This is a genomic window from Streptomyces sp. NPDC093085 (assembly GCF_040683935.1).
Lineage (GTDB): Bacteria > Actinomycetota > Actinomycetes > Streptomycetales > Streptomycetaceae > Streptomyces.
In genome coordinates, this window is record NZ_JBFBFB010000004.1 from 225927 (window position 1) to 249565 (window position 23639).

The following is a 23639-nucleotide window of genomic DNA, read 5'->3' on the forward strand; positions in this document are numbered from 1 at the left end:
GCATCCCCCTGTCCTTGGCGGCTCCCGCAGAGGATGAGCACCGTGCCGCCCGTGGCGAGGTCGAGGTGCGCGTGCTCGATCACTCCGCGTCGGAACAGGCCGGGGTGGACGGCCCCCTGTTCACGCTGCGTCCCGTGTCCGGCGCCCGGAAGCAGTCCTCGGACGCTTCCGCCGTGCAGGCGGCGGCGGAGCCGGGATCGGTCCGGGCCCAGGTCGACTACTCGTCCTTCGGCCGGGCGTACGGCGGCGGTTACGCCTCCCGGCTGCGCCTTGTCGAGCTGCCCACGTGTGTACTGACGCGTCCGGACGACATGAAGTGCCGTACGGGCACAGTTCTCCCCGCCGCCCATGACGCCGAGCGGAACACGCTCACCGCCGACGCGGTCTCCCTCAGCTCGGCCCGGACGACCGTGCTCGCCGTCCAGGCCGACACCGCTGGTGACCAGGGCAATTACAAGGCCACGTCGCTGTCACCGTCCGGGGCGTGGAACACCAATCTCAACACCGGCGACTTCACATGGTCGTATCCGCTGCCTGCTCCGGAGGTACCCGGCGGGCTGAAGCCCAGTGTCGGGCTCTCGTACTCGTCCGGTGGCATCGACGGCCGTACCGCCAACACCAACAACCAGTCGTCCTGGGTCGGCGACGGCTTCGATCTCTCCCCCGGTTTCATCGAGCGCCGTTACAAGCCGTGTGCGGACGACGGGGTGAAGAACAGTGACGGCAACAAGCCGGGCGACCAGTGCTGGGGCTACGACAACGCGTTCATCTCGTTCAATGGCAAGGGTGGTGAACTCGTTCCCGCGGGCGGCGACAAATGGAAGCTGAAGGACGACGACGGCACCATCATCGAGCGCAGGAAGTCCACCAATCGCGGTAACGGCGACAACGACGGCGAATACTGGCAACTCACCGACCCGGCGGGCATCCGTTACTACTTCGGTTTCAACCGGCTGCCCAACTGGGTCGAGGGAAACGCGACGACGGACTCCACCTGGACGCTGCCCGTGTACGGCAACGACACCAACGAGCCCTGCCACGCTGCGGCCTTCGCCGATTCCTGGTGCCAGCAGGCATGGCGATGGAATCTCGATTACGTCGTCGACACCCACAGCAACGCTGTCGGGTACTACTACAAGAAGGAAGCGAACTCGTACGGCCGGAACCTGAAAGCCGACGACAACACCCCCTACACCCGCGGCGGTTACCTCGACCGGATCGAGTACGGCCTGAAGTCCTCCGCGATGTACACCTCCAAGGCGCTGGGCAGGGTGGTGTTCACCAGTGGCGAGCGGTGTCTGCCCAGTTCTCAGACGACTTGCGGCTCGATCGACAAGGACTCGGCCTACTGGTATGACACTCCGTGGGATCTCAACTGCGATACGGGGAAGAAGTGCGACGCAGGCAGGCTCTCGCCCTCCTTCTTCACCCGCAAGCGGTTGACGGCCGTCGACTCACAGGTGTGGGACGGCAGCGCCTACCAGAAGGTCGACTCGTGGGCATTCGGCCACCGCTGGGGCATGGCGGACACCGACTATCAGCTCTTGCTCGACTCGGTCCAGCACACCGGCCACTCCGCGACCCCCTCGATCACCCAGCCGAAGACAACCTTCGCGTACACCCAGCTCACCAACCGCCTCGACAAGACCGGTGACGGCTACGCACCGTTCATCAAGAACCGTCTGTCATCGATCGACGACGAATCGGGCGGCCAAGTCTCGGCCGTCTACTCGAACGCCGCCTGCGACGGGAACGCCCTGCCCACCCCGCAGTCGAACACCACCCGCTGCTTTCCCCAGTACGTGGGCGGCAGCACCACCGAGGACCCGACGCTCCAGTGGTTCAACAAGTACGTCGTCGCCTCTGTCACCTCCACCGACCGGACCGGTGGCGCCCCCGACCAGGTCGCCCGGTACGAGTACCTCGGCGGTGCCGCCTGGCATTACGACGATGACGACGGCCTAACGGAGGAGAAGCACAAAACCTGGTCGCAGTGGCGCGGCTACGGCCAGGTCCGGGTTCAGACCGGCGGGCAGGGGGGCGCCGTCGCGATGAAGTCGCAGACCGACACCTTCTTCCTGCGCGGTATGGACGGCGACCGCAAGGACACCCAAGGCGGCACGAAGACCGTCTCGGTGCCGCTCGACCCGGGCGAGGGCGACGCGATCACGGATCACCGGTCCGCGGCCGGGTTCGCGTACAAGAACATCACGTACTCCGGGCCCTCCGGGAAGATCCTGAGCAGGACCGTGAACCGGCCGTGGCATCACGAGACCGCGAAGAAGGTACGGGACTGGGGCACCGTTACCGCGAATTTCACCGGAAGCGCCAGTTCCAAGGAATGGACATCGCTCGACGACGGGGCAGGTGCGGCGTGGCGGGTCACCGCCTCGTCGACCACGTACGACACCGTCGCGGGGCGCCCCGTCCGTACGGACGACTCCGGTGACCAGTCGACCCCCGCCGACGACCGGTGCACCACCATCGCGTACGCCACCAACACGGAAAAGAACATCCTGACTCTACCCTCTCGGGTGGAGGTGGTGGCCAAGCCGTGCACGGCGACGGCCGCCCGGCCCACCGATGTAATCTCCGATGTCAGGACCGCGTACGACGGTGGTGGCTACGACACGGCGCCGGCCAAGGGCGACGTGACGGCCACGGCCCAGTTGAAAACGTACGACGGCACCACCGCCGTCTACCTGGAGTCGGGCGCCACCTTCGACTCCTACGGCCGCGCGGCCACCAGCACCGATCTCACCGCGGACGTCTCCGTGACCGCGGCCGGCGTGGTGACGCGGACCACGCGCACCGATGGACGGACCACTGTCACCGCACGCACCCCCGCGACAGGCTTCGCCACCAGCGTCAAGGTGACGACCCCACCCGCCGTGGCCGGAGAAGCCTCGACGGCACAGACCTCGGTCACGGCCCATGAGATCCTGCGCGGTCAGCCGTTGTCCCAGACCGACACCAACGGTGGAGTGACGACCTTCGCCTACGACGCGCTGGGCCGCGCGACCAAGGTGTGGCTGGCCGACCAGCGTACGAGCCAGACGCCCGCCTACGAGTTCACGTACAGCATGGGCGAGGGTCAACCGGTCGTGGTCGGCACCAAACTGCTGGGCAACAGGGGCGTTCAGCGCACTTCCTACACGATCTTCGACGGGCTGCTGAGGGCACGACAGGCCCAGGAACCCGGCCCGGACGGCGGACGGGTCATCACGGACAACTTCTACGACGAGCGCGGACTGCTCGCCAAGACTTTCGCCCCCTATTACACGACCGGCAAACCTACCGCGGGAAAACCTTTCGAACCGGACAACGCGCTCTCCGTCGAGACACAGACCCGCACCACCTTCGACGGACTGGGGCGGCCGACCGAGACCCGTCAGATAGCCGGTAACGGCGACGGCGGCACTGTGCTGGCCACCACCAGGACGACGTACCGCGGCGACCGGGTCACAGTCGTCCCGCCGGTCGGGTCCGCCACCACGACCACTCTCCTGGACGCGCGGGGCAAGGCCACCGAGGTGCGCCGGCACCAGCAGCGGTCGGCGGACTCCGCCTATGACGCGCTGACCTACACCTATACCAACCGTGACGAACTGGCCCAGTTCACCGACGCCGCCGGCAACACGTGGACATACTCATACGACCTGCTCGGACGCCGGATCCAAAGCACCGACCCGGACACAGGTACCAGCAGCAGCACGTACGACGACCGCGGGCTGTTGACCTCCACCAAGGACGCGCGCAACACCACCCTGGCGTACGTGTACGACGGGCTGGGCCGCAAGACCGAACTGCGGGACGGGTCCGCCACCGGCGCCCTGCGCGCGAAGTGGACCTACGACACGGTCAGCGGCGCCAAGGGCCAGCCGTCGGAGTCGACCCGTTACGTCGGCGGCCAGGCGTACACCTCGAAGGTGGTCGCCTACGACCGGCTCTACCGGGTGCTCCGGTCCAGTACGACGATCCCCGCCTCGGAAGGGGTGCTGGGCGGCACGTATCTCTCGACGAGCTCGTACAACGTGGCCGGTGACATCGAAGGCATCGGCTATCCCAAGGCCGGAGCGCTGCCCGGGGCGACCGTCGCCTACACGTACGAGGACGACACTCAGCGGCCGGTCGCGACAACCGGCAGTCCTGAGGGCGTCAAGTCCGAGGTGAGTTACAGCTACACGGGAAAGCCGCTCCAGTACCGGTTCCCCGGTATCGCGGGCAAGCAGACTCAGGTGACCAACACGTACGAGTGGGGCACCCAGCGTCTGTCGACCGCCCGGGTGGACCGGCTGAACGTCGCAGGCGTCGATCAGTACAGCACCTTCCGCTACGACGAGGCGGGCAATGTCCTGTCCGTCTCCGACGTGGCCCGCGCGGGCAACGACACCCAGTGCTTCACCTATGACCATCTCCGGCGCATGACCGAGGCGTGGGCGCAGGGGAAGTCGGAGTGCGCCGTTCAGCCGAGCGGGAGTGGCCTCGGGGGGCCGTCGCCGTACTGGCACTCGTACAGCTACGACCAGGTGGGCAACCGCCGCACCGAAACCGTCCACGACACGACGGGAAACAGCGCCAAGGACATCAAGCGCGCCTACACCTACCCGGCTCCCGGAGCCGCGCAACCGCACACCCTGGCCTCCGTCACTTCCACCGGCCCCACAGGCACCGCCCAGGACACTTTCACCTACGACAAAGCAGGCAACACCGCCACCCGCACGCTCGGCGGTGACAAGCAGACCCTCACCTGGGACGCCGAAGGCAGGCTCACCAAGGTGACACAGCCGGTCGAGGGCGCTGCCGACAAGATCACCGAGTATCTCTACGACGCAGACGGCAACCGGCTCATCGGCCGCACCTCCGAGGGCACGACGCTCTACCTGGGCAATACCGAAGTTCTCCTGCCCAAGGGAGCCTCCACGGCCAAGGCCACGCGGTACTTCGACCTGGGCGGCGGCCACCAGGCCATCCAGGAGAACGACGGAAAGGTCACCCTCACCGTCGCGGACCATCACGGCACGGCGCAGCTCGCCATCGACGCGGCCTCCCACCAGCTCACCCAGCGCCGCACCCTGCCCTTCGGCGGAACCCGAGGCACCCAACCCACCGGCTGGCCCGGCACCAAGGGCTTCGTCGGTGGCACAGCCGACACCGCGACCGGTCTGACACACCTCGGCGCCCGCGAGTACGACCCCGCCACGGGCCGTTTCCTCTCCGCGGACCCGGTCATGGACCTCACCGACTCACAGCAGATCAACGGTTATGCCTACGCCGGCAACAACCCGCTGACCTGGTCGGACCCGACGGGCCTCTGCCCCGCGGACCTGTGCGGAATCGGCTATCCGATCGGCGGCACGGGGCAGGTGGAGGGCGACCCGACTCGCTATGTCACGGACGACTCGGGAGCCAAGGCCCGATACGAGGTCGGCAGTGGAGGTGGCGGCGGAAAGAAGAGCGGAGGTACCCGGGGCGGCGGCAAGAGTTCGACGAACAAGCAGGGCGCGGGCGGAGCGAAGACCCAGCAGCCGGTCATCGCCGGAGTACGGGTTCCCACACAGGAAGAACTCTTCGCCAGGGGCCATGGCCAGGCATATCCGGACACCTCGTACAGCGAATTGCTGGTGAGCTGGGCCGGAGAGCAGTGCCAGGACAAAATCGACAGCGCCCTCTGCTCCACGCTTCACGAACTGGGCTGGGTCAAGCCCACGGCGGACTTCCTCGAAGTCATCGGGGTCCGCGACGCACAGCGCTGCGCCAACGGCAGCGTCAGCGGATGCGTCTGGACCGTTGTCGGCCTCGTCCCGATCGGAAAAATCGGCAAGGCCGCCAAACTCCTCAAGCAGGGCGACCATGTCGCGGCGGCCAGACTTGGAACGTGCAACAGTTTCCTCCCTGAAACCGAGGTCCTACTGGCCGACGGGACACGAAAGAAGATCGCCGACATAAAAATCGGCGACCGAGTTCTGGCGACCGATCCCAGGACCGGAAAGACCGACGCGAAATCGGTGACAGCAGAAATCATCGGCACGGGACCCAAGAACCTCGTCAGAATCACCCTCGCCCTTGACGGGGAGAAGGAAAGCCGGACAGCCTCGATCACAGCAACATCCGGCCACCCCTTCTGGGTCTCGGAACTCGCCGAGTGGATCGACGCCACCGACCTCCGCGCGGGACAGCAGCTCCGTACGAGCGCGGGACGCGAGGTCCGGATCACGGAGATCGAGCGCTGGACCGAGTACAAGACGGTCCACAACCTCACCGTGTCGGATCTCCACACGTACTATGTGCTGGCGGAGGCGACGCCGGTCCTGGTTCACAATTCTGGCTCTTGCGATCCGCCTCTGAAGTCGTTGCACCCTGACAGCTCGCTCGATAAGAGTTCGCTGGACTTCTGGGGCAAGCAAGACACGGAAGATATCCTCTTTTCCTTGAGGCCAGGGGCGAAGGAGGCTCTGAGAGTGAAGCCGGACGGGACGATCGCGAATGGAAACACTCGGATCAAGGTCCTGCGGGATCGCGGATACGATGTCGATTCCTTGCCTCGCGAACCCTATGGCAGTAGCCGACCAATGACGGACGAGGATTTCTGGGACATGGATCAATGAATATTCGAGATCGAGTTCTTGCGGTCCTGGAGTCGGAGTCCAAGGAAGTGTTCCTGCTGGCCTTGGGGCACCGGCTGGGGATATCGGCGCGCTTCATTTTCTCGGAAGGAAGTTCGGATGCACTGCAACAAGCCCGAGCTTGCAACGAGATAATGATCGCCATCTGGCTGCAAGTGTGGGCTATGAAGGATGCTGAGGGAGATGGCTACCCGGATTCAGAATTCCTTCCGATCCTGCTGGGAAAGGCTGATGCAGGAAACGCGCGTCCGCATCTTCGTAATGCGATTGAGAGCGCCCTGTTTTCGGTCCACGACAATGGGGAATCAGGCCAGGGAGCTATAAGACCGTAAAGCGTCCCAATAAGAGATCTGAGGGAATCGAGGAGCCCCGTCGGAAGGAAATTCCGGCGGGGCTCCTGTGGCGTTTGACTGCAACGCTGACGGCAACGTCAGCGGACGACTGCTGCGGTGGGTGGGTCGTCACGGTCGCCGTCGGTCGGGCTGAGGGCGTTGCCCAGGACGTCGATGGCTTGGCGTTGCAGGCGGAGCCGTACGTGGGCATAGACGCCGCGGTGACGCCGATGTGGGCGTGGCCGAGGAATTCCTTGATCACGACGAGGTCAACGCCCTGTTCCAGGAGCAGGGTCGCAGTCGAGTGCCGAAGGTCATGGAAGCGGATGCGGCCTTGAACAGCGAGGATGACCACCGATCCTATACCTGGAGCCCCGTCAGATGTCTGACGGGGCTCCAGCGCGTTCTGGAGGAAATGGTTGATGAAGGGCCATCCGAGGGGGCCACAGCGGTCGGGGCGTCGTCGCCAGGCCGGCCGAATGGCCCACTCGCCGTGGTGCTCCTGGGCGCGGCCAGGCCCGGTCGGAGGCCCCGGCCGTGGATCACCCCCGGCCTGCGATGACCTCTGCGGCGGCCTGGGCGCAGACTCGGGCTGCGCCGTGGGTGGCGATGTGGAGGGGGCCCTGGGGCGGGGATTCGTTGAGGCCCATTTCTACGATCACCGTGTCGGGGCGTGCCGTCAGGAGGGTGTTGACGGTGGTGGCCATCCAGGGGTGGCGGTGGAGGTCTCGGACCACTGTGATCAGGGGGTGGGGGCCGGCCGCCGCCAGGATGCGGGAGGGCAGGTCCGGGGCGTCCTGGTAGGTGGCGGACTCCGTGCCCGGGAGGAGGCGGTCCAGTTCGGTGGCGAGGCCCCAGGGGGTTTCGGTGCCGACCGCGATGTTGGCGACCGGGGTCAGGGTCGCCACGTACGGGGGGCGGGTGAGGGGGGTGGGGGTGCCGGTGACCCGCAGGGCCCTGCGGGCCGCCAGCAGGCCGATCGGGGTGGCGGAATCCGGGCTCCCGGCGGGGCCCGCCGCCGCGCCGGGGCCTGCCGCCGCGCCAGAGCTCGTCGCCGGGTCCGTCGGGGGGGTGGGTGCGGTTCCGTTCTGTGTGGCCGTGGCCGGTGTCCCGGCCGGGTCGGGGGGTGCGGAGGACCGCCTGGCCCGGCGGGCCCAGTCGGCCAGGCCGCGCACCCGCGCGGCGGCGTCGGCCAGGCGTTCCTCGGGCAGTTCACCGGTGCGTACGGCGGTGACCAGGGCGTCCCGGAGCCGTCGTACGGTGTCCTCGTCCGCCAGGCCGCCGCCCACGCAGATGGCGTCGGCGCCCGCCGCGATCGCGAGGACGGAGCCGCGCTCGATCCCGTACACCGCGGCGATGGCCTGCATCTCCATGCCGTCGGTGACGATCGGGCCCTGGAAGCCGAGTTCCTCGCGGAGGAGCCCGGTCAGGATCCGCCTGCTCAGGGTCGCCGGGCGGGCCGGATCGAGCGCGGGGAGCAGGATATGCGCGCTCATGACCGACTGGGCACCCGCCGCGATGGCCGCGCGGAATGGCAGCAGCTCGCGGGCGTGCACGGTGTCCAGGTCCACATCGATACGGGGCAGCGCGTGGTGCGAGTCGACGGCCGTGTCGCCATGGCCCGGGAAGTGCTTGACGCAGGCGGCGACCCCGGCGGCCTGGAGCCCTTCGACGTACGCGACGGTGTGCCGCGCCACCAGCTCCGGGTCGGCGCCGAAGGACCGTACCCCGATGACTGGATTGTCCAGATTGGAGTTGACGTCGGCGGAGGGCGCCCAGTTGAGGTTGACCCCGCACGCGGCGAGCCGCCGCCCCAGCTCGTGGGCGACGTCGCGGGTCAGGCCGGGGTCGTCCACGGCGCCGAGCGCATGGTTGCCGGGGAAGGACGACCCCTCCCGGACTTCGAGGCGGGTGACGTCGCCGCCCTCCTCGTCGATCGCGACGAGGATGTCGTCCCGCTCGCGCCGCAGCGCGCCGGTGAGCGCGGCGAGCTGGCCGGGGCCGGCGACGTTACGGCCGAAGAGCCCGACCGAGGCGAGCCCTTCGCCGATTGTCCGCAGCAGCCAGTCGGGGGGCGTGGTCCCCACGAAGCCGGGCTGGAGGACGGCGAGGGCGTCGCGGGTGAGGGTGTCCGTCCCGGATACGGTGGTCGTCATCTGCTGCTAACCCTTCACTGCGCCGGCCGTCAGACCCGCTGCCATCTTGCGCTGGACGAGCAGGAACAGGATCACGATGGGGACGGCCATCATCGTGGAGCCGGCCATCATCGGTGCGAACTCGGTCCCGTGCTTGGTGGAGAAGTTCGAGAGCCAGACGGTCGCGGTCTGGTTCTGCTGGCTCATCAGCATGAGCGCGTACAGGTACTCGTTCCACGCCTGGATGAAGCCGTACACCGAGGTGGCCACCAGGCCGGGCGCGAGCAGCGGGAAGACCACCCGGACGAAGGCGCCGGTCCGGCCACAGCCGTCGACCATGGCCGCCTCCTCCAGCTCCTTCGGGATGTTGACGATGAAGCCGCGCAGCGTCCACACGGTGAAGGGGAGGATGAAGGTGAGGTACGTGATGACCAGGCCGGAGAGCTTGTCGTACTGCCCGAGGTCGTTGAGGAGCAGGAAGACAGGGATGATCATGGCGACGAGCGGGACCATCTGGACGGCGAGGATCCCGACGATCACGATCTTGCGCCCCCGAAACGCGAACCGTGAGATGGCGAGCGCCGCGAGCAGCCCGACCGCGATGCCGATGAGGACGACGACACCGGAGACGACCAACGAGCGCCCGACCGGGCCCCAGAAGTCGGCGATGTCCAGCGCCCGGCGGAAGTTGTCCAGGGTGACGGTACGGGGGATGAAGTGCGGGTCGGGGTCGATGGCGTCGCCGGCCGGCTTGAACGCCGTGTTCAGCATCCAGTAGACGGGGAAGCCGAGGACGACGAAGACCAGCAGGCCGAGGGCGTTCCAGCCGATACGCCCGCCGCGCCCCCGGTATCCCCTAGGGGTCTTACGGGCCCTAGGGGGTGTCGGGGTCTCAGGGGGCTTGGGTGACCTAGGGGCCTTACGGGCCTTACGGGCCGTACGGGACCCGAGGGCGCCAGGGGCCCCATCGGCTCCCCCCGTAGGGGGCGGCTCCGGGGCGGTCGCTGTCGCGGTCACTCCACCTCTCCGATCTTCAGCATCTGGCGCATGTAGACCGCGATCACGCCCAGCAGCAGCACGACCGTGAGCAGCGCGATCGCCGACCCCTGGGAGTAGTCGTTGACGACGAACGCCTTGTCGTACGAGTAGGTGGTCAGGAGCTGGAACTCCGCCTCGGGATGGCCGTTGCGCATCACGAACACCTGGGGGAAGACCCCCATGTCCCAGATGACCGAGAGCGTCGCGAGCATCACGATGACGGGCTTGAGAACCGGCACCGTGACATGGCGGAAGACCCCCCAGGAGCCCGCCCCGTCGAGCCGCGCGGCCTCCTCCAGCTCGGCGGGGACCTGGGTGAGCCCGGCGGAGAGGGTGATCGCGACGAACGGCACGGCGCCCCAGACCACCAGCAGCATGATCACGGAGAGCCCCTGGGGGCCGCTGGCGAACCAGTTGTGGCCCATGACGTCGACGCCGGGGATCCGGCTGAGCACCCAGTTGAGGACCCCGTAGTCGGTGTCGAACATCCACTTGAAGATGGTCACGGCGACCAGCACCGGCATGCCCCAGCTCGCCACCAGCGCGATGTTGATCAGGGTCTTCACCCAGCCCGAGACGCGCTGCTGGAGCAGGGCGATGAGCATGCCGAGCACCATGGTGAGGACGACCGCCCCGGCCGCGAAGACGATCGTACGGAGCACGACCGCCCAGAACTCCCCGTCGCCGAGGATCGCGGTGAAGTTGTCGAACCCGGCGGACTCGGGGGCCTGGAACCCCCAGAGCTGGGGCTGGCCGAACTTCTGGAAGGAGAGGGTGACCAGCCGCGTCAGCGGATACCCGAGCACCAGCGCGAGCACACCGAGACAGGGCGCGAGCAGCAGCCACGGCAGCGATCCCGCGCCCGCGCCCGCACCGGCGCCCGCTCTCTTCGCGGCCCCGCCGGCCCCCGGACCCCCGCCGCCCCGGGACCCGTCCGCCGGGCCCCCGGCCCCCGGGGACCCCGCCCCCGGCTCCGCTGCCCCCGGCCGCATCCCCGCGCCGCCGGGTGCGTCCGCCCGTACCACCGCATCGGCCATGGCCGGCGCCTTCCTACTCTCTCTGGCTCTGTGGCACTTTCCGTGCCCCGGACCGGCAGTCGCACCGCCCGCCCCGTCCGCACCGCCCGCCCCGTCGGACCGGACAGGGCGGGCGGACCAAGCGGCCCGCACAGGTCACTTGGTGTTGATGACCTTGTCGATGGCGGTGTCCGCCGCCTTCGCGGCCTCCTCCACCGACGCCTTCCCGGTCGCGATCGACTGGAGCATCGTCTGGAGCACCTGGGCCTTCTCGACCTGGCCCCACCCGGGCGCCATCGGGACGAACCAGCTCGACTCCGCCGCCGTCGCCGGGACCGCGGTCGCCGGATCGGCCTTCAGCGTGGCGAGGTCGGTCTTGTTGTTGGGCAGATTGCCCTTCTCCATCAGGCCCTTCTGCCCCTTGGCCCCGGTGAAGGCATCGATCCACTCGGCCGCCGCTGCCTGCTCCTTCGACTTGACCGGTACGGCGAGATCGGAGCCGCCGAGGAAGACCGGCATGGTGCCGCCGGAGGGACCCGGCATCACGAAGTTCTCCAGGTTGCCCTTGAGCTTGCCGGTCTTGTCGCTCTTCGGGTCCTCGGCGGTGGCGCCCTCCCACGCGGCGGCGAAGATCATGCCGGACTGGCCCTGGCCGTAGACGATGTAGCGGTCGGACTCGTCCTTGGTCTTGTCCGCGTGCATGTACGTGTCGAGGACCCTCTTGTACTCCTTGAGCCCCTTGAGGGACTCGGGCGAGGAGAGGTTCGCCGTGAACTTCCCGCCGCTCTCCTTCGCGATGGAGCCGCCCGCGTCGTACACGAAGGACATCGCCGCGTACCAGTCGCGCGAGGGCTGGTACCAGGCGGAGAACTTCTCGCCCTGCTTCTTCTGGATCTTGTCGAGCCCCGCGGTCAGTTCGGTGTACGTCTTCGGTACGGCGGTGACCCCGGCGTCCTTGGCCACGTCCTTGCGCCAGTTGGCGACGCGGCCCCCGGCGTAGTACGGGACGCCGTACGTCTTGCCGTCGTACGTGACCGATTCCTTGAGCCCGTCGAGCCAGGTGTCCGACTGCTCGAACTTCGCGGGGTCCAGCTCGGCGAAGGCGCCCTTGACGGTGTAGCCGAGCATCTCGGTGTTGCCCATCTCGACGACGTCGGGGGCCTTGTCGGTGGCGAGTACGGCGTCGAGCTTGGCGTTCTTGTCGGGCCAGCCGTAGTACTCGTGCTTGATCTTGATGCCCGGGTGCTTGGCGACCAGCGCGTCGTCCGCGGCCTTGACCAGCTCCGGCCAGTTGTTCTGGGCGTCGACCGTCAGCCAGACGGTGAGCTCCTTCGCCGAACCGCCCCCGGCGGAACCGCCGTCCGAGTCGCCGGAACCGCAGGCCGTGAGGCCGATCACCATGCCCGCGGCACCGATCGCCGCGATGAGCTTCCGCTTCACGCCACCCTCCTCAGGGACACTGCAACCCCCCTGGCCCGTTTAATGGTGTAGACCATTAGACCAGTTGAGGAGTGAGCTTGGCCTAGACCTTTAGGGGTGTCAAGGGTGTATAAGAAGGGCAGTGGTGTCCGTTATCGGACCGACACCTGAGAGAGGGCGACGCCCCATGGCCGGGCCGTGCCACCATGTGAGCCGCGACAGACGGAGGAGCCGGTGACGGCAGCAGCGCAGGAGTCGGGAAGGCAGGCCATGGCCACGGACGGGGGCAGCACGGAGACCGAGGGCGGGCCGACCACCCGTACCGCCCGCGTGCCCAAGTACTACCGTTTGAAACGTCATCTGCTGGACATGACGGAAACCCTGCCCCCCGGCACACCCGTCCCGCCGGAGCGCACCCTCGCCACCGAGTTCGACACCTCCCGTACCACCGTGCGCCAGGCGCTCCAGGAGCTGGTGGTCGAGGGGCGGCTGGAACGGATCCAGGGCAAGGGGACCTTCGTCGCCAAGCCCAAGGTCTCCCAGGCCCTCCAACTCACCTCGTACACCGAGGACATGCGCGCCCAGGGGCTCGAACCCACCTCCCAGCTCCTCGACATCGGCTATGTCACGGCCGATGACACCCTCGCCGGGCTGCTCGACATCACGGCCGGCGGGCGGGTGCTCCGCATCGAGCGGCTCCGGCTCGCCAGCGGGGAGCCGATGGCGATCGAGACCACGCATCTTTCGGCCAAGCGCTTCCCCGCGCTGCGCCGTTCGCTTGTCAAGTACACGTCCCTCTACACCGCGCTGGCCGAGGTGTACGACGTCCATCTCGCCGAGGCCGAGGAGACCATCGAGACCTCGCTCGCCACCCCGCGCGAGGCCGGGCTGCTCGGTACGGACGTGGGGCTGCCGATGCTGATGCTCTCGCGCCACTCGCTCGACGCGGCGGGGGAACCGGTCGAGTGGGTACGGTCCGTCTACCGCGGCGACCGGTACAAGTTCGTCGCCCGCCTCCAGCGCCCGCGCCCCTGACGCACGCCTCTGACGTACGCCCCTGAGCACGCCTCTGACGTACGCCCCCGACGCGCCCCCGAGCCCCCGAGCCCCGAACAGCCCCCTGGGGAACCCGTTCGGGGGCGGGGAAAACCCCACCACGCCGCCATAAACCCACCGTGTACGGGCAGTTGACGTACCGATATATGGCCTGGTGGTAGCGCGTCCCGGAAAGGTCCCCTAGATTTCCTGCGCGTGACGCATCAGGTAATGCGCGGGTGACCGGCGGCGGCCGACGGTGACCCGCGGCGACCAGTAAGGGGACGACTCACCATGCCAGAGCCCGCACCGACCGGCACCCCGAAGAGAACCCTGGGCGGCCTCACCCCGAAATCCGTCCTGATATGGACGGTGGTCGCCCTCGTGGGCGCGGCGGGGTGGGCGGTGCTCGCCCTCTCCCGGGGCGAGGAGGTCTCGGCGGCCTGGATGCTGGCCGCGGCCCTCGGATCGTACGCCATCGGCTACCGCTTCTACTCGCGCTTCATCGCGCACCGCGTCCTCAAGGTCGACAAGACGCGCGCCACCCCGGCCGAACGCCTCGACAACGGCGTCGACTTCCACCCCACCGACCGGCGGGTGCTCTTCGGCCACCACTTCGCGGCGATCGCGGGCGCGGGCCCGCTGGTCGGCCCCGTACTCGCCGCCCAGATGGGGTATCTGCCGGGCACCATCTGGATCGTCGCGGGCGTCATCTTCGCGGGCGCGGTCCAGGACATGGTGACGCTCTTCTTCTCCACGCGCCGCGACGGCCGTTCGCTCGGCCAGATCGCCCGTGAGGAGATCGGCCCGTTCGGCGGCGCCGCCGCGCTGATTGCCGTCTTCATGATCATGATCATCCTGCTGGCGGTGCTGGCGCTGGTCATCGTCAACGCGCTGGCGCACTCGCCGTGGGGCGTCTTCTCCATCGCCATGACCATCCCGATCGCCCTCTTCATGGGCGTCTACCTGCGGGTGCTGCGCCCGGGCCGGGTCACCGAGGTCTCGCTGATCGGGGTGGCGCTGCTGCTGCTCGCCATCGTGGCGGGCGGCTGGGTCGCCGACTCCTCGCTCGCCGACACCTTCACGCTGGAGGCCGGCACCCTGGTCATCTGGATGGTGGCGTACGGCTTCCTCGCCTCCGTGCTCCCGGTGTGGATGCTGCTGGCGCCGCGCGACTACCTGTCGACGTTCATGAAGGTCGGCACGATCGTGCTGCTCGCGCTGGGCGTGGCCGTCGCGCTGCCGACGCTGAAGATGGACGCGGTCACGGAGTTCGCGAGCCGGGGCGACGGGCCGGTCTTCGCCGGCTCCATGTTCCCGTTCGTCTTCATCACCATCGCGTGCGGCGCGCTCTCGGGTTTCCACTCGCTGATCTCCTCGGGCACGACGCCGAAGATGGTCCAGAAGGAGACCCAGATCCGGATGATCGGGTACGGCGCGATGCTGACCGAGTCGTTCGTCGCCATCATGGCGCTGATCGCCGCCTGCATCATCGACCCGGGCCTCTACTTCGCGGTCAACTCGCCGGCCGGCCTCATGGGCGGAACGGTCGATTCCGCGTCCCAGGCCGTCGCCAACCTGGGCTTCACCATCTCGCCCGACCAACTGGCGCAGGCCGCCAAGGATGTCGAGGAGACCAGCCTGCTCTCGCGGACCGGCGGCGCGCCGACCTTCGCGCTCGGCATGTCGGAGATCTTCTCGTCGGTCGTCGGCGGCACCGCGATGAAGGCGTTCTGGTATCACTTCGCGATCATGTTCGAGGCGCTCTTCATCCTGACCACGGTGGACGCGGGCACCCGTGTCGGGCGCTTCATGCTCCAGGACACGCTGGGCAACCTCTACAAGCCGATGCGCCAGGTGAGCTGGAAGCCGGGCGTCTGGTTCGCCAGCGCGGTCGTGGTCGGCGGCTGGGGGTACTTCCTCTGGGTCGGCGTGCACGACCCGCTGGGCGGCATCAACCAGCTCTTCCCGCTCTTCGGCATCGCCAACCAGCTCCTGGCCGCGGTGGCGCTCGCCGTCTGCACCACGCTGCTGGTCAAGTCCGGCCGGCTGAAGTGGGCGTGGGTGACGGGTGTCCCGCTCGCCTGGGACGCCGCCGTCACGCTCACCGCGAGCTGGCAGAAGATCTTCTCGGGCGATCCGCGCGTGGGATTCTTCACCCAGCGCGACGTCTACCAGTCGGCGATCGACCGGGGCGAGGTGCTGGCCCCGGCGAAGACGATGGACGACATGCACACGGTGGTGACCAACTCCACGGTGGACGGGGTGCTCTCGGCGGTCTTCGCCCTCCTGATCCTCGTCGTCATCGCGGACGCGGGCCGGGTCTGCCTCAAGGCGATCCGCGCCCCCGAGAGCGTCACGCTGTCGGAGACGCCCTACGTCGAGTCGAAGATCGTCGCCCCGGCCGGCCTGATCCCCACCCGCGAGGAGAAGGAGGAGCTGGCCGCCGCCGAGGCCGCCGCACGCGACTCCGTCCCCGCGGGAACGGCGACGTCATGACCGGGGCGGCCCCGGCAGCCCGGGTGCGCCATCTGGCCGGCCGGATCCGGTGGTACGTACGGGAACTGACCGGCGAGTCCGCGTACGAACGGTACGTCGCCCACACCCGGGCCTGCGACCCCGCCCGGGAGGTCATGACCCGGCGGGCCTTCGAACGGAGCCGTACGGACGCCCGCGAGGCCGACCCGCGCGAGGGCTTCCGCTGCTGCTGAGCCGCCATCGAGCCGGCCTGGACGCGGCACGGGCCGCCGGGCCTTCCCACGGGGAGGCCCGGCGGCCCGCCCGTTCTCACATCAGCGCACCCAGTCCTTGAGCTGCCCGGTCTCCAGCGTGATCCCGACCGGTGCGGGGAGAGTGATCTCCTTGCCGAACGGCACGGTGTGAATGATCTCGTACCGCCCCCCGTCCGGCTCGCTGTAGACGGTCACCTGGCAGTTCTCCCGGTCGATGAGCAGATAGACCGGGATGTCGGTCTGGGCGTAGGCGCGTGGCTTCTCCACCCGGTCACGGTCGTCGGTGTCTGAGTCGGTGTCGGAGTCGTACGAGGTGACCTCGACGACCATCAGGACCGGGGCCGGATCGGCCCACTCCCCTTGGCCGACGAAGGCGCCGCTCAGCGCGAGCGAGCCGTCCGGACGGGCTCGGCCCCTCCGGAACCCTGCACATGGATCCCCTGGTCGGGATGGAGCCAGAGCTCCGGACGGGACTGCATACAGATACGTGTCAGCCACTCGACGATGCGTCCGTGGTCCCCGTCCGGCACGACCCTGCTCCTGATCTTCCCGTCGATGAGTTCGAGCCGGATGCTCTGTATCGTCCGGGCGAGTATCCGGGCGGCCTCGTCGAACTCCTCGGGATGGATCTGGGACTCGTAGTCGATGGCCGTCATGGGCGTACCTCCTCCGTGTCCTCACGACGATAGCGGAGGGGTCCGACAAGACCGCCCGAAGCGACCCACGACACAACATCTGGGGGGTGGCGCGCCGCGCGCCCCCCAGATGTATGCTCGACCTCGCTGCCGACGCAGGGGAATCCGGTGTGAATCCGGAACTGTCCCGCAACGGTGTACTGTGGCGCGCTTTGTCGCGCCCTCAGTCCGAACACCTGCCGGCGGTGCGCCTGGTTCGACCGAACCCGGCGCCAGACGTCCGGGCCTCGTGGATGGGCCGGTGGACGCCGTACGGAGCGCTGCCCCGCCGACCGGGGCCGGGCGCCCCGTCCGTGCGCTTCCCCGTGCCTCCTCGCGGCCCCGAGCCGAGCGAGGGAGAGCACAGCGTGACCATCGCGCCAGCGGATCCGGTGACAGAGACGGCCGAGCGGCAGCCGGGAGCCGAGCGGAATCCGGGGACCGCCCAGCCCCCTGGACCCACCGCCCCCGGAACGGACGCGCCCGGCACCGACGCGCCCGGCACCGCGCTGCTGCGCACCCTGACCGAGCTCACCGCCGACCTGCCCGACGCCGACCCGGGCCGGATCGCCGCCGCCGCGCTGCGCGGCCGTAACGCGGCCTCGGACGAGGCGGAGCTGCGCGAACTCGCGACCGAGGCGGCGGCCGGGCAGATCTCCGAGGACCCGGCCTACTCCCGCCTCGCCGCCCGGCTCCTCACCCGTACGATCGCCGAAGAGGCGGCCTCGCAGGGCGCCGTGTCGTTCTCCGCGTCCATCGCCGCCGGCCACCGCGAGGGGCTGATCGCGGACCGTACGGCCGCCTTCGCCGCCCTCCACGCGGCCCGCCTGGACAGCCTGATCGACCCGGCCGCCGACGACCGCTTCGGCTACTTCGGGCTCCGCACCCTCTACAGCCGCTATCTCCTGCGCCACCCGCTGACCCGCAAGGTGATCGAGACCCCGCAGTTCTTCCTGCTGCGCGTGGCCGCCGGGCTCGCCGAGAACGACAGCGCCCAGGCGCTCGACGAGGTCGCCGCGCTCTACGGCCTGATGAGCCGGCTGGACTACCTCCCCTCCTCCCCCACGCTCTTCAACTCCGGCACCCGCCACCCGCAGATGTCCTCCTGCTACCTGCTGGACTCGCCGCTGGACGAGCTGGACTCCATCTACGACCGCTACCACCAGGTGGCGCGGCTCTCCAAGCACGCGGGCGGCATCGGCCTCTCGTACTCGCGCATCCGCTCGCGCGGTTCGCTGATCCGGGGCACCAACGGCCACTCCAACGGCATCGTCCCGTTCCTGCGGACCCTCGACTCCTCGGTCGCCGCCGTCAACCAGGGCGGCCGGCGCAAGGGAGCCGCCTGTGTCTACCTGGAGACCTGGCACGCGGACCTGGAGGAGTTCCTGGAGCTGCGCGACAACACCGGTGAGGAGGCCCGCCGTACGCACAACCTGAACCTCGCGCACTGGATCCCCGACGAGTTCATGCGCCGGGTCGAGGCGGACGGCGAGTGGTCGCTCTTCTCCCCCGCCGATGTGCCGGACCTGGTCGACCTCTGGGGCGACGCGTTCGACACCGCGTACCGCAAGGCGGAGGCCGACGGCCTCGCGCGCAAGACCATCAAGGCCAGGGAGCTGTACGGCCGGATGATGCGCACCCTCGCGCAGACCGGCAACGGCTGGATGACCTTCAAGGACGCGTCGAACCGTACGGCCAACCAGACCGCCGAGCCCGGCCACACCGTCCACTCCTCCAACCTCTGCACGGAGATCCTGGAGGTCACGGACGACGGCGAGACGGCCGTCTGCAACCTGGGCTCGGTCAACCTGGGCGCCTTCGTGGACGAGGCGACCGGCGAGATCGACTGGGAGCGGCTGGACCGCACCGTCGTCACCGCCGTGACCTTCCTCGACCGCGTCGTGGACATCAACTTCTACCCGACCGAGCAGGCGGGCCGCTCCAACGCCAAGTGGCGTCCGGTGGGCCTGGGCGCGATGGGCCTCCAGGACGTCTTCTTCAAGCTGCGCCTGCCCTTCGACTCCCCCGAGGCGGCGGCGCTCTCCACCCGGATCGCCGAAAGAATCATGCTGGCGGCGTACGAGGCCTCCTGCGACCTCGCCGAGCGGAACGGTCCGCTCCCCGCCTGGTCGAAGACGCGCGCCGCGCGCGGGGTGCTCCACCCCGACCACTACGACGTGGACCTGCACTGGCCCGAGCGGTGGGCGGCGCTGCGCGCCCGGGTCGCCGGGACCGGTATGCGGAACTCTCTCCTCCTCGCCATCGCGCCGACGGCGACCATCGCGTCCATCGCGGGCGTGTACGAGTGCATCGAGCCGCAGGTCTCGAACCTGTTCAAGCGCGAGACGCTCTCCGGGGAGTTCCTCCAGGTCAACTCGTACCTGGTGGACGAGTTGAAGCGGCTCGGCGTCTGGGACGCGCAGACCCGCGAGGCGCTGCGCGAGTCCAGCGGCTCGGTGGCGGGCTTCACCTGGATCCCGGCCGAGGTGCGCGAGCTGTTCCGTACGGCGTGGGAGATCCCGCAGCGCGGCCTGATCGACATGGCCGCCGCCCGTACGCCGTTCCTCGACCAGAGCCAGTCGCTCAACCTCTTCCTGGAGACGCCGACCATCGGGAAGCTCAGCTCGATGTACGCGTACGCCTGGAAGAAGGGCCTGAAGACCACGTACTACCTGCGCTCACGCCCGGCCACAAGGATCGCCCGCGCGGCCGGCTCGACCCCGTCCGCCGTCTCCGTCCCGGCCCCCTCCTCCGTACCGCCCCAGTCCACCCCCATGGAAGAGGCCATCGCCTGCTCCCTGGAGAACCCCGAGTCCTGCGAGGCCTGCCAGTAATGCCCACCTACGAACCCACCCCGTCCGGCTCCGTGTCCCAGGAGAAGAACCTCCTGGACCCGGGTTTCGAACTGACCCTCCGCCCGATGCGCTACCCGGACTTCTACGAGCGCTACCGGGACGCCATCAAGAACACGTGGACGGTGGAGGAGGTCGACCTCCACTCCGACGTGGCCGACCTCGCCAAGCTCTCGCCGGGCGAGCAGCACATGATCGGCCGGCTGGTCGCGTTCTTCGCGACGGGCGACTCGATCGTCTCCAACAACCTGGTGCTGACGCTCTACAAGCACATCAACTCCCCGGAGGCGCGGCTCTACCTCTCGCGCCAGCTCTTCGAGGAGGCCGTGCACGTCCAGTTCTATCTGACCCTGCTCGACACCTACCTGCCGGACCCCGAGGACCGCGCGGCGGCCTTCGACGCGGTCGAGGAGATCCCGTCGATCCGCGAGAAGGCGCAGTTCTGCTTCCGCTGGATGGACTCGGTCGAGAAGATCGAACGCCTGGAGACCCAGGCCGACCGCCGCCGCTTCCTCCTCAACCTGATCTGCTTCGCTGCCTGTATCGAGGGCCTGTTCTTCTACGGTGCCTTCGCCTACGTCTACTGGTTCCGCTCGCGCGGCCTGCTGCACGGCCTGGCCACCGGCACGAACTGGGTCTTCCGCGACGAGACGATGCACATGAACTTCGCCTTCGACGTCGTGGACACGGTCCGCAAGGAGGAGCCGGAGCTCTTCGACGACGCACTCCAGCAGCAGGTCACCGACATGCTGAAGGAGGCGGTGGCGGCCGAGTTGCAGTTCGCCCGCGACCTCTGCGGCGACGGCCTGCCCGGTATGAACACCGAGTCGATGCGTGCCTACCTGGAGTGCGTGGCGGACCAGCGCCTCCAGCGCCTCGGCTTCCCGCCGGTCTACGGCTCGGAGAACCCGTTCCCCTTCATGGAACTCCAGGGCGTCCAGGAGCTGACCAACTTCTTCGAACGCCGCCCCTCGGCCTACCAGGTCGCGGTGGAGGGCACGGTCGGCTTCGACGACGACTTCTGAGCCACTGCGCCGACCGCCGCCCCGTTGAACGTGAGAGCGGGGCCGGGCACGTGAGGTTCCCGGTGGGGGATCAGGGCCCGGCCCCGTGCTCACCAGGGGAGGCGGTGATGGGTCAGGTCCTCGTCGGCGGTGACGGCCGTGCCGGTGGGGCCGTCGGAGGGGAGGGTGGCCATGCGGATGGGGAGCAGGGCTCCCTGCTCCGCGGTCAGGACGCCTCCATGGCCGTTCTGGTCGGTGGCCACGGAGCCCGGGGAGACCGCGTTGACGAGGATGCCGGCGTTGCGCAGCTCGTTCGCGTAGGTGACCGTGATGGCGTTCAGCGAGGCCTTGGAGGAGTTGTACGCCAGCAGTTGGGGGAAGCCCCGGCTGGAGGCGGCGAGGGAGACCGAGCCCAGGTTGCTCGTGATGTTCACGATGCGGGCGGCGGCGGAGCGCCGGAGCAGGGGCAGCATCGCGTTGGTCACCGCCACGACGCCGAACACGTTGATCTCGTACGTCTCGCGCATCTCGTCGACCGAGGTGGCGCTCGGTGCGTGGATGGGCGTGGCGAGCACACCGGCGTTGTTGACGAGGATGTCGAGTTCACCGGCGTCCTGGGCGATCGTCATCGCGGCCGCATCGACCGACGCCTGGTCCGTGACGTCGAGTTGGACGAAGCGCGCGTCGTATCCCCGCGCGACCAGGGCCGATACGGCCGAGGTGCCGCGGTAGGTGTCGCGGGCGCCGAGGTAGACCGTCATCCCCCGGCCGAGGAGCCCTTCGGCGACGGCGTATCCGATGCCCTTGTTGGCGCCGGTGACCAGTGCCAGCCGCTGAGTGGGACTGATATGAGTATTCATGATCTGCCCATACTGGCCGACCGGACCGGCGCTGGTGGTTCGGTTCTGTCATCACGGCCGGTCCTTGTCGCACGTCAACGCCTTGTGGCCGGCTAGGAGTCCGGGCCGGTGGCGGCGGCGCGGGTGAGGGTCTTCGCGGTGTGGACGATGCTGGCGATGGCGTCGTCGGGGCCCAGGCCGTGCAGATCGGTCAGGCCGAAGAGGGCTTCGGCGCTGACGACCACCGCGAGGTCTCTCTTGAGCTGGGCGAACTCGGCGGGGTCGGTGGTGAGGGGCTCGGCCGGCGGGGCCAGGGCGTGCTCTATCAGGCCGAACCGCAGCCCTGGTCGGGCGGACGCCTCGGTGGGGTGGGTCACCGTGGCCGCGATCATGGCCCGGACCACGCCCTGCCGGGCGAGGACATGGCGCAGCAGGAATTCGGTCACCGTGGCCACGCGCTCCACCGGGTCGGTGGAGTCGGCGACCGGGGAGAGCGCCTCGTCCGGGGTGGGGAGCTGGCCGACGATCGCCTCGCGCAACAGGCTGACCAGGTCGGGGAAGTACCGGTAGGCGGTGGCCTCGGAGACCAGGGCCGCCTTGGCGACCTCCGGCATGGTCACTTCCCTTCCGGTACGGCTGAGTTCGGCCGCGGCCCGCACGATCGCCGTGCGGGTGCGCAGCTTCTGGTTGGCACGGCCCGTCGTGCTCTGTGCTGTCATCGGTCCACCTCTCGTCGCCCTTGCCGTCCTCGCGCCGCCCGCCCCGCGCCGTCATCACCGCCCGGCGGTCGGCTCGGCTGCTGCTCGGAGGGGCGGCTCCCCCGCTGTACGGAGGAGGCTCGCGGCCTGTACGGAGAAGGCTCGCACCCGGTGAAGCGAGCGCGCCGCCCTCATGAGGGCATACTCTCACAAAGGGGTCATCCGTGGATCGCGTCCCTCCCGCGGACTGTGCCGGCGAAGTCGCCGATGGCGGCGAGGACCGTCCCGAGCTGCTCGATCTGGGGGAAGTGGCCGGCGTCGGCGACGGGGACGAAGCGGCTGTCGGGGAAGGAGGCCGCGTAACCACGCCCGTACGGGAGCGAGGCTATGCCGTCCGACTCCCCCCAGACGACGAGGACGGGGAGCGTGACCCGGTGGAGCCGGCCGCGCAGCTTCGGGTCGTAGCTGAACTCGGGGCCGCCGTAGACCCCCAGGGTCCGCTGGTTCGCCGCCGCGTTGGCGCGCTGCTCGTCGGTGAAGGCGGAGAAGTCCGGGCGGAAGGCCGGATCGGCGAAGGAGAGCTTGCCGATCTCGGCCGGGGCCATCCCGCGCGGGTCCACGACCTGGTGGGCCTTCATACGGGGCCGCACACCGACGGCGTTGAGGAGGGTGAGCGAGCCGATCCGGCCCTTGGTGTCGCGCAGCGCCATCTCGGAGGCGATCCAGCCGCCGACGGAGCTGCCGATCACCAGGACATCGGTCAGCTCCAGGGCGTCCAGCAGATCCAGATAGGCCACGGCCAGGTCGGCGATGGAGTCGCACCATTCGGGGCGCGGTGTGCCGTCGAAGCCCGGGTGGACGGGGGCGATCGCGTACGCGTGCTCCGAGAGCGCGGCGGCGAGGCCGGTCATGGTGCCGGGACCGGCACCGCCGTGCAGGAGCAGCACGCCGGTGCCGTCGGTGGGGGAACCGTATGCGGCGAGGGTGACGGAGAGACCGTGCGGCAGGTCGACGGTACGGGTGGTCGCGGGCGCGGGCGTCACGGGCTTCGCGGACGCGGCGGGAGCGGCGGACGCGGCGGGCGTGGTGGCAGGAGCAGGCATGGCGGCCATCCCTTTTCTTCGTGAGAGCTGACTCTTAAGAAGGTAGAGCACCCCCCACCCTTCATGCAAGTCCACTCTCATAACTGGGGACAGTGCGCGTTATGCGGGTTCGCCCGGGCCTCCGCTCCTCACACCG

General features: G+C 68.9%; 14 protein-coding genes, 2 pseudogenes and 1 riboswitch. Of the genes and pseudogenes, 7 read left to right on the plus strand and 9 right to left on the minus strand.

Going from position 1 to position 23639, the window contains the following annotated elements:
- The first annotated feature begins 71 nt into the window (after window positions 1–71).
- Both AB0O07_RS14720 and AB0O07_RS14725 read left to right on the plus strand, forming a co-directional pair.
- Window positions 72–6608, plus strand: coding sequence for a polymorphic toxin-type HINT domain-containing protein (locus AB0O07_RS14720; protein ID WP_365632041.1), 6537 nt, complete (start codon window positions 72–74; stop codon window positions 6606–6608).
- The gene (locus AB0O07_RS14725) at window positions 6605–6958 is read left to right on the plus strand and encodes a hypothetical protein (RefSeq protein WP_365632044.1); all 354 of its coding nucleotides are present in this window, start codon (window positions 6605–6607) and stop codon (window positions 6956–6958) included. The genes AB0O07_RS14720 and AB0O07_RS14725 overlap by 4 nt, the downstream gene beginning before the upstream one ends.
- A gap of 98 nt (window positions 6959–7056) precedes the next feature.
- Here AB0O07_RS14725 and AB0O07_RS14730 read toward each other — a convergent pair.
- From AB0O07_RS14730 to AB0O07_RS14750, 5 genes and pseudogenes are all read right to left on the minus strand, one after another.
- A pseudogene (locus tag AB0O07_RS14730) lies at window positions 7057–7289 on the minus strand (tyrosine-type recombinase/integrase); the annotation flags it as partial.
- A 211-nt stretch (window positions 7290–7500) separates the two neighbouring features.
- Window positions 7501–9114: a glycoside hydrolase family 3 protein gene (locus tag AB0O07_RS14735; RefSeq protein ID WP_365632046.1), complete on the minus strand. Its 1614-nt coding sequence runs from the start codon at window positions 9112–9114 to the stop codon at window positions 7501–7503.
- 6 nt (window positions 9115–9120) lie between these two features.
- Window positions 9121–9924, minus strand: a complete 804-nt coding sequence (locus AB0O07_RS14740) for a carbohydrate ABC transporter permease (RefSeq protein WP_365633039.1) — start codon at window positions 9922–9924, stop codon at window positions 9121–9123.
- A gap of 182 nt (window positions 9925–10106) precedes the next feature.
- Window positions 10107–11123 carry a sugar ABC transporter permease gene (locus AB0O07_RS14745; protein WP_365633042.1) on the minus strand — a complete coding sequence of 339 codons (1017 nt, stop codon included), beginning with the start codon at window positions 11121–11123 and terminating at the stop codon, window positions 10107–10109.
- A gap of 180 nt (window positions 11124–11303) precedes the next feature.
- Window positions 11304–12587: an extracellular solute-binding protein gene (locus AB0O07_RS14750; RefSeq protein WP_365632049.1), complete on the minus strand. Its 1284-nt coding sequence runs from the start codon at window positions 12585–12587 to the stop codon at window positions 11304–11306.
- A gap of 249 nt (window positions 12588–12836) precedes the next feature.
- Here AB0O07_RS14750 and AB0O07_RS14755 point away from each other — a divergent pair, with 249 nt between their 5' ends.
- From AB0O07_RS14755 to AB0O07_RS14765, 3 genes are all read left to right on the plus strand, one after another.
- Window positions 12837–13601, plus strand: a complete 765-nt coding sequence (locus tag AB0O07_RS14755) for a GntR family transcriptional regulator (RefSeq protein ID WP_365633045.1) — start codon at window positions 12837–12839, stop codon at window positions 13599–13601.
- Between the two features lie 294 nt (window positions 13602–13895).
- On the plus strand, window positions 13896–16100 hold the full coding sequence (locus AB0O07_RS14760; protein WP_365632052.1) for a carbon starvation CstA family protein: 2205 nt from the start codon (window positions 13896–13898) through the stop codon (window positions 16098–16100).
- Entirely contained in the window at window positions 16097–16312 is a 216-nt protein-coding gene (locus tag AB0O07_RS14765) for a YbdD/YjiX family protein (protein WP_365632055.1), read from the plus strand. The genes AB0O07_RS14760 and AB0O07_RS14765 overlap by 4 nt, the downstream gene beginning before the upstream one ends.
- An 81-nt stretch (window positions 16313–16393) precedes the next feature.
- Here the strand turns inward: AB0O07_RS14765 and AB0O07_RS14770 are convergent.
- Window positions 16394–16989, minus strand: a pseudogene (locus AB0O07_RS14770) (Uma2 family endonuclease).
- A 70-nt stretch (window positions 16990–17059) separates the two neighbouring features.
- Window positions 17060–17227: riboswitch (cobalamin riboswitch) on the plus strand.
- A gap of 148 nt (window positions 17228–17375) precedes the next feature.
- On the opposite strand from AB0O07_RS14770, the gene AB0O07_RS14775 reads away from it, so the two are divergent.
- On the plus strand, window positions 17376–19841 hold the full coding sequence (locus AB0O07_RS14775; RefSeq protein WP_365632058.1) for a ribonucleoside-diphosphate reductase subunit alpha: 2466 nt from the start codon (window positions 17376–17378) through the stop codon (window positions 19839–19841).
- A complete protein-coding gene (locus AB0O07_RS14780) occupies window positions 19841–20884 on the plus strand; it encodes a ribonucleotide-diphosphate reductase subunit beta (protein WP_365632061.1) in 1044 nt (347 codons plus the stop codon). The genes AB0O07_RS14775 and AB0O07_RS14780 overlap by 1 nt, the downstream gene beginning before the upstream one ends.
- A gap of 89 nt (window positions 20885–20973) precedes the next feature.
- Here AB0O07_RS14780 and AB0O07_RS14785 read toward each other — a convergent pair whose 3' ends face one another.
- The 3 genes from AB0O07_RS14785 to AB0O07_RS14795 form a co-directional block, all read right to left on the minus strand.
- Window positions 20974–21723: an SDR family oxidoreductase gene (locus AB0O07_RS14785; protein WP_365632064.1), complete on the minus strand. Its 750-nt coding sequence runs from the start codon at window positions 21721–21723 to the stop codon at window positions 20974–20976.
- Between the two features lie 92 nt (window positions 21724–21815).
- Window positions 21816–22421 (minus strand): TetR/AcrR family transcriptional regulator, encoded by a 606-nt coding sequence (locus tag AB0O07_RS14790; RefSeq protein ID WP_365632067.1) that lies wholly within the window; start codon window positions 22419–22421, stop codon window positions 21816–21818.
- 197 nt (window positions 22422–22618) lie between these two features.
- Window positions 22619–23503, minus strand: coding sequence for an alpha/beta hydrolase (locus tag AB0O07_RS14795; protein WP_365632070.1), 885 nt, complete (start codon window positions 23501–23503; stop codon window positions 22619–22621).
- Window positions 23504–23639 lie beyond the last annotated feature (136 nt).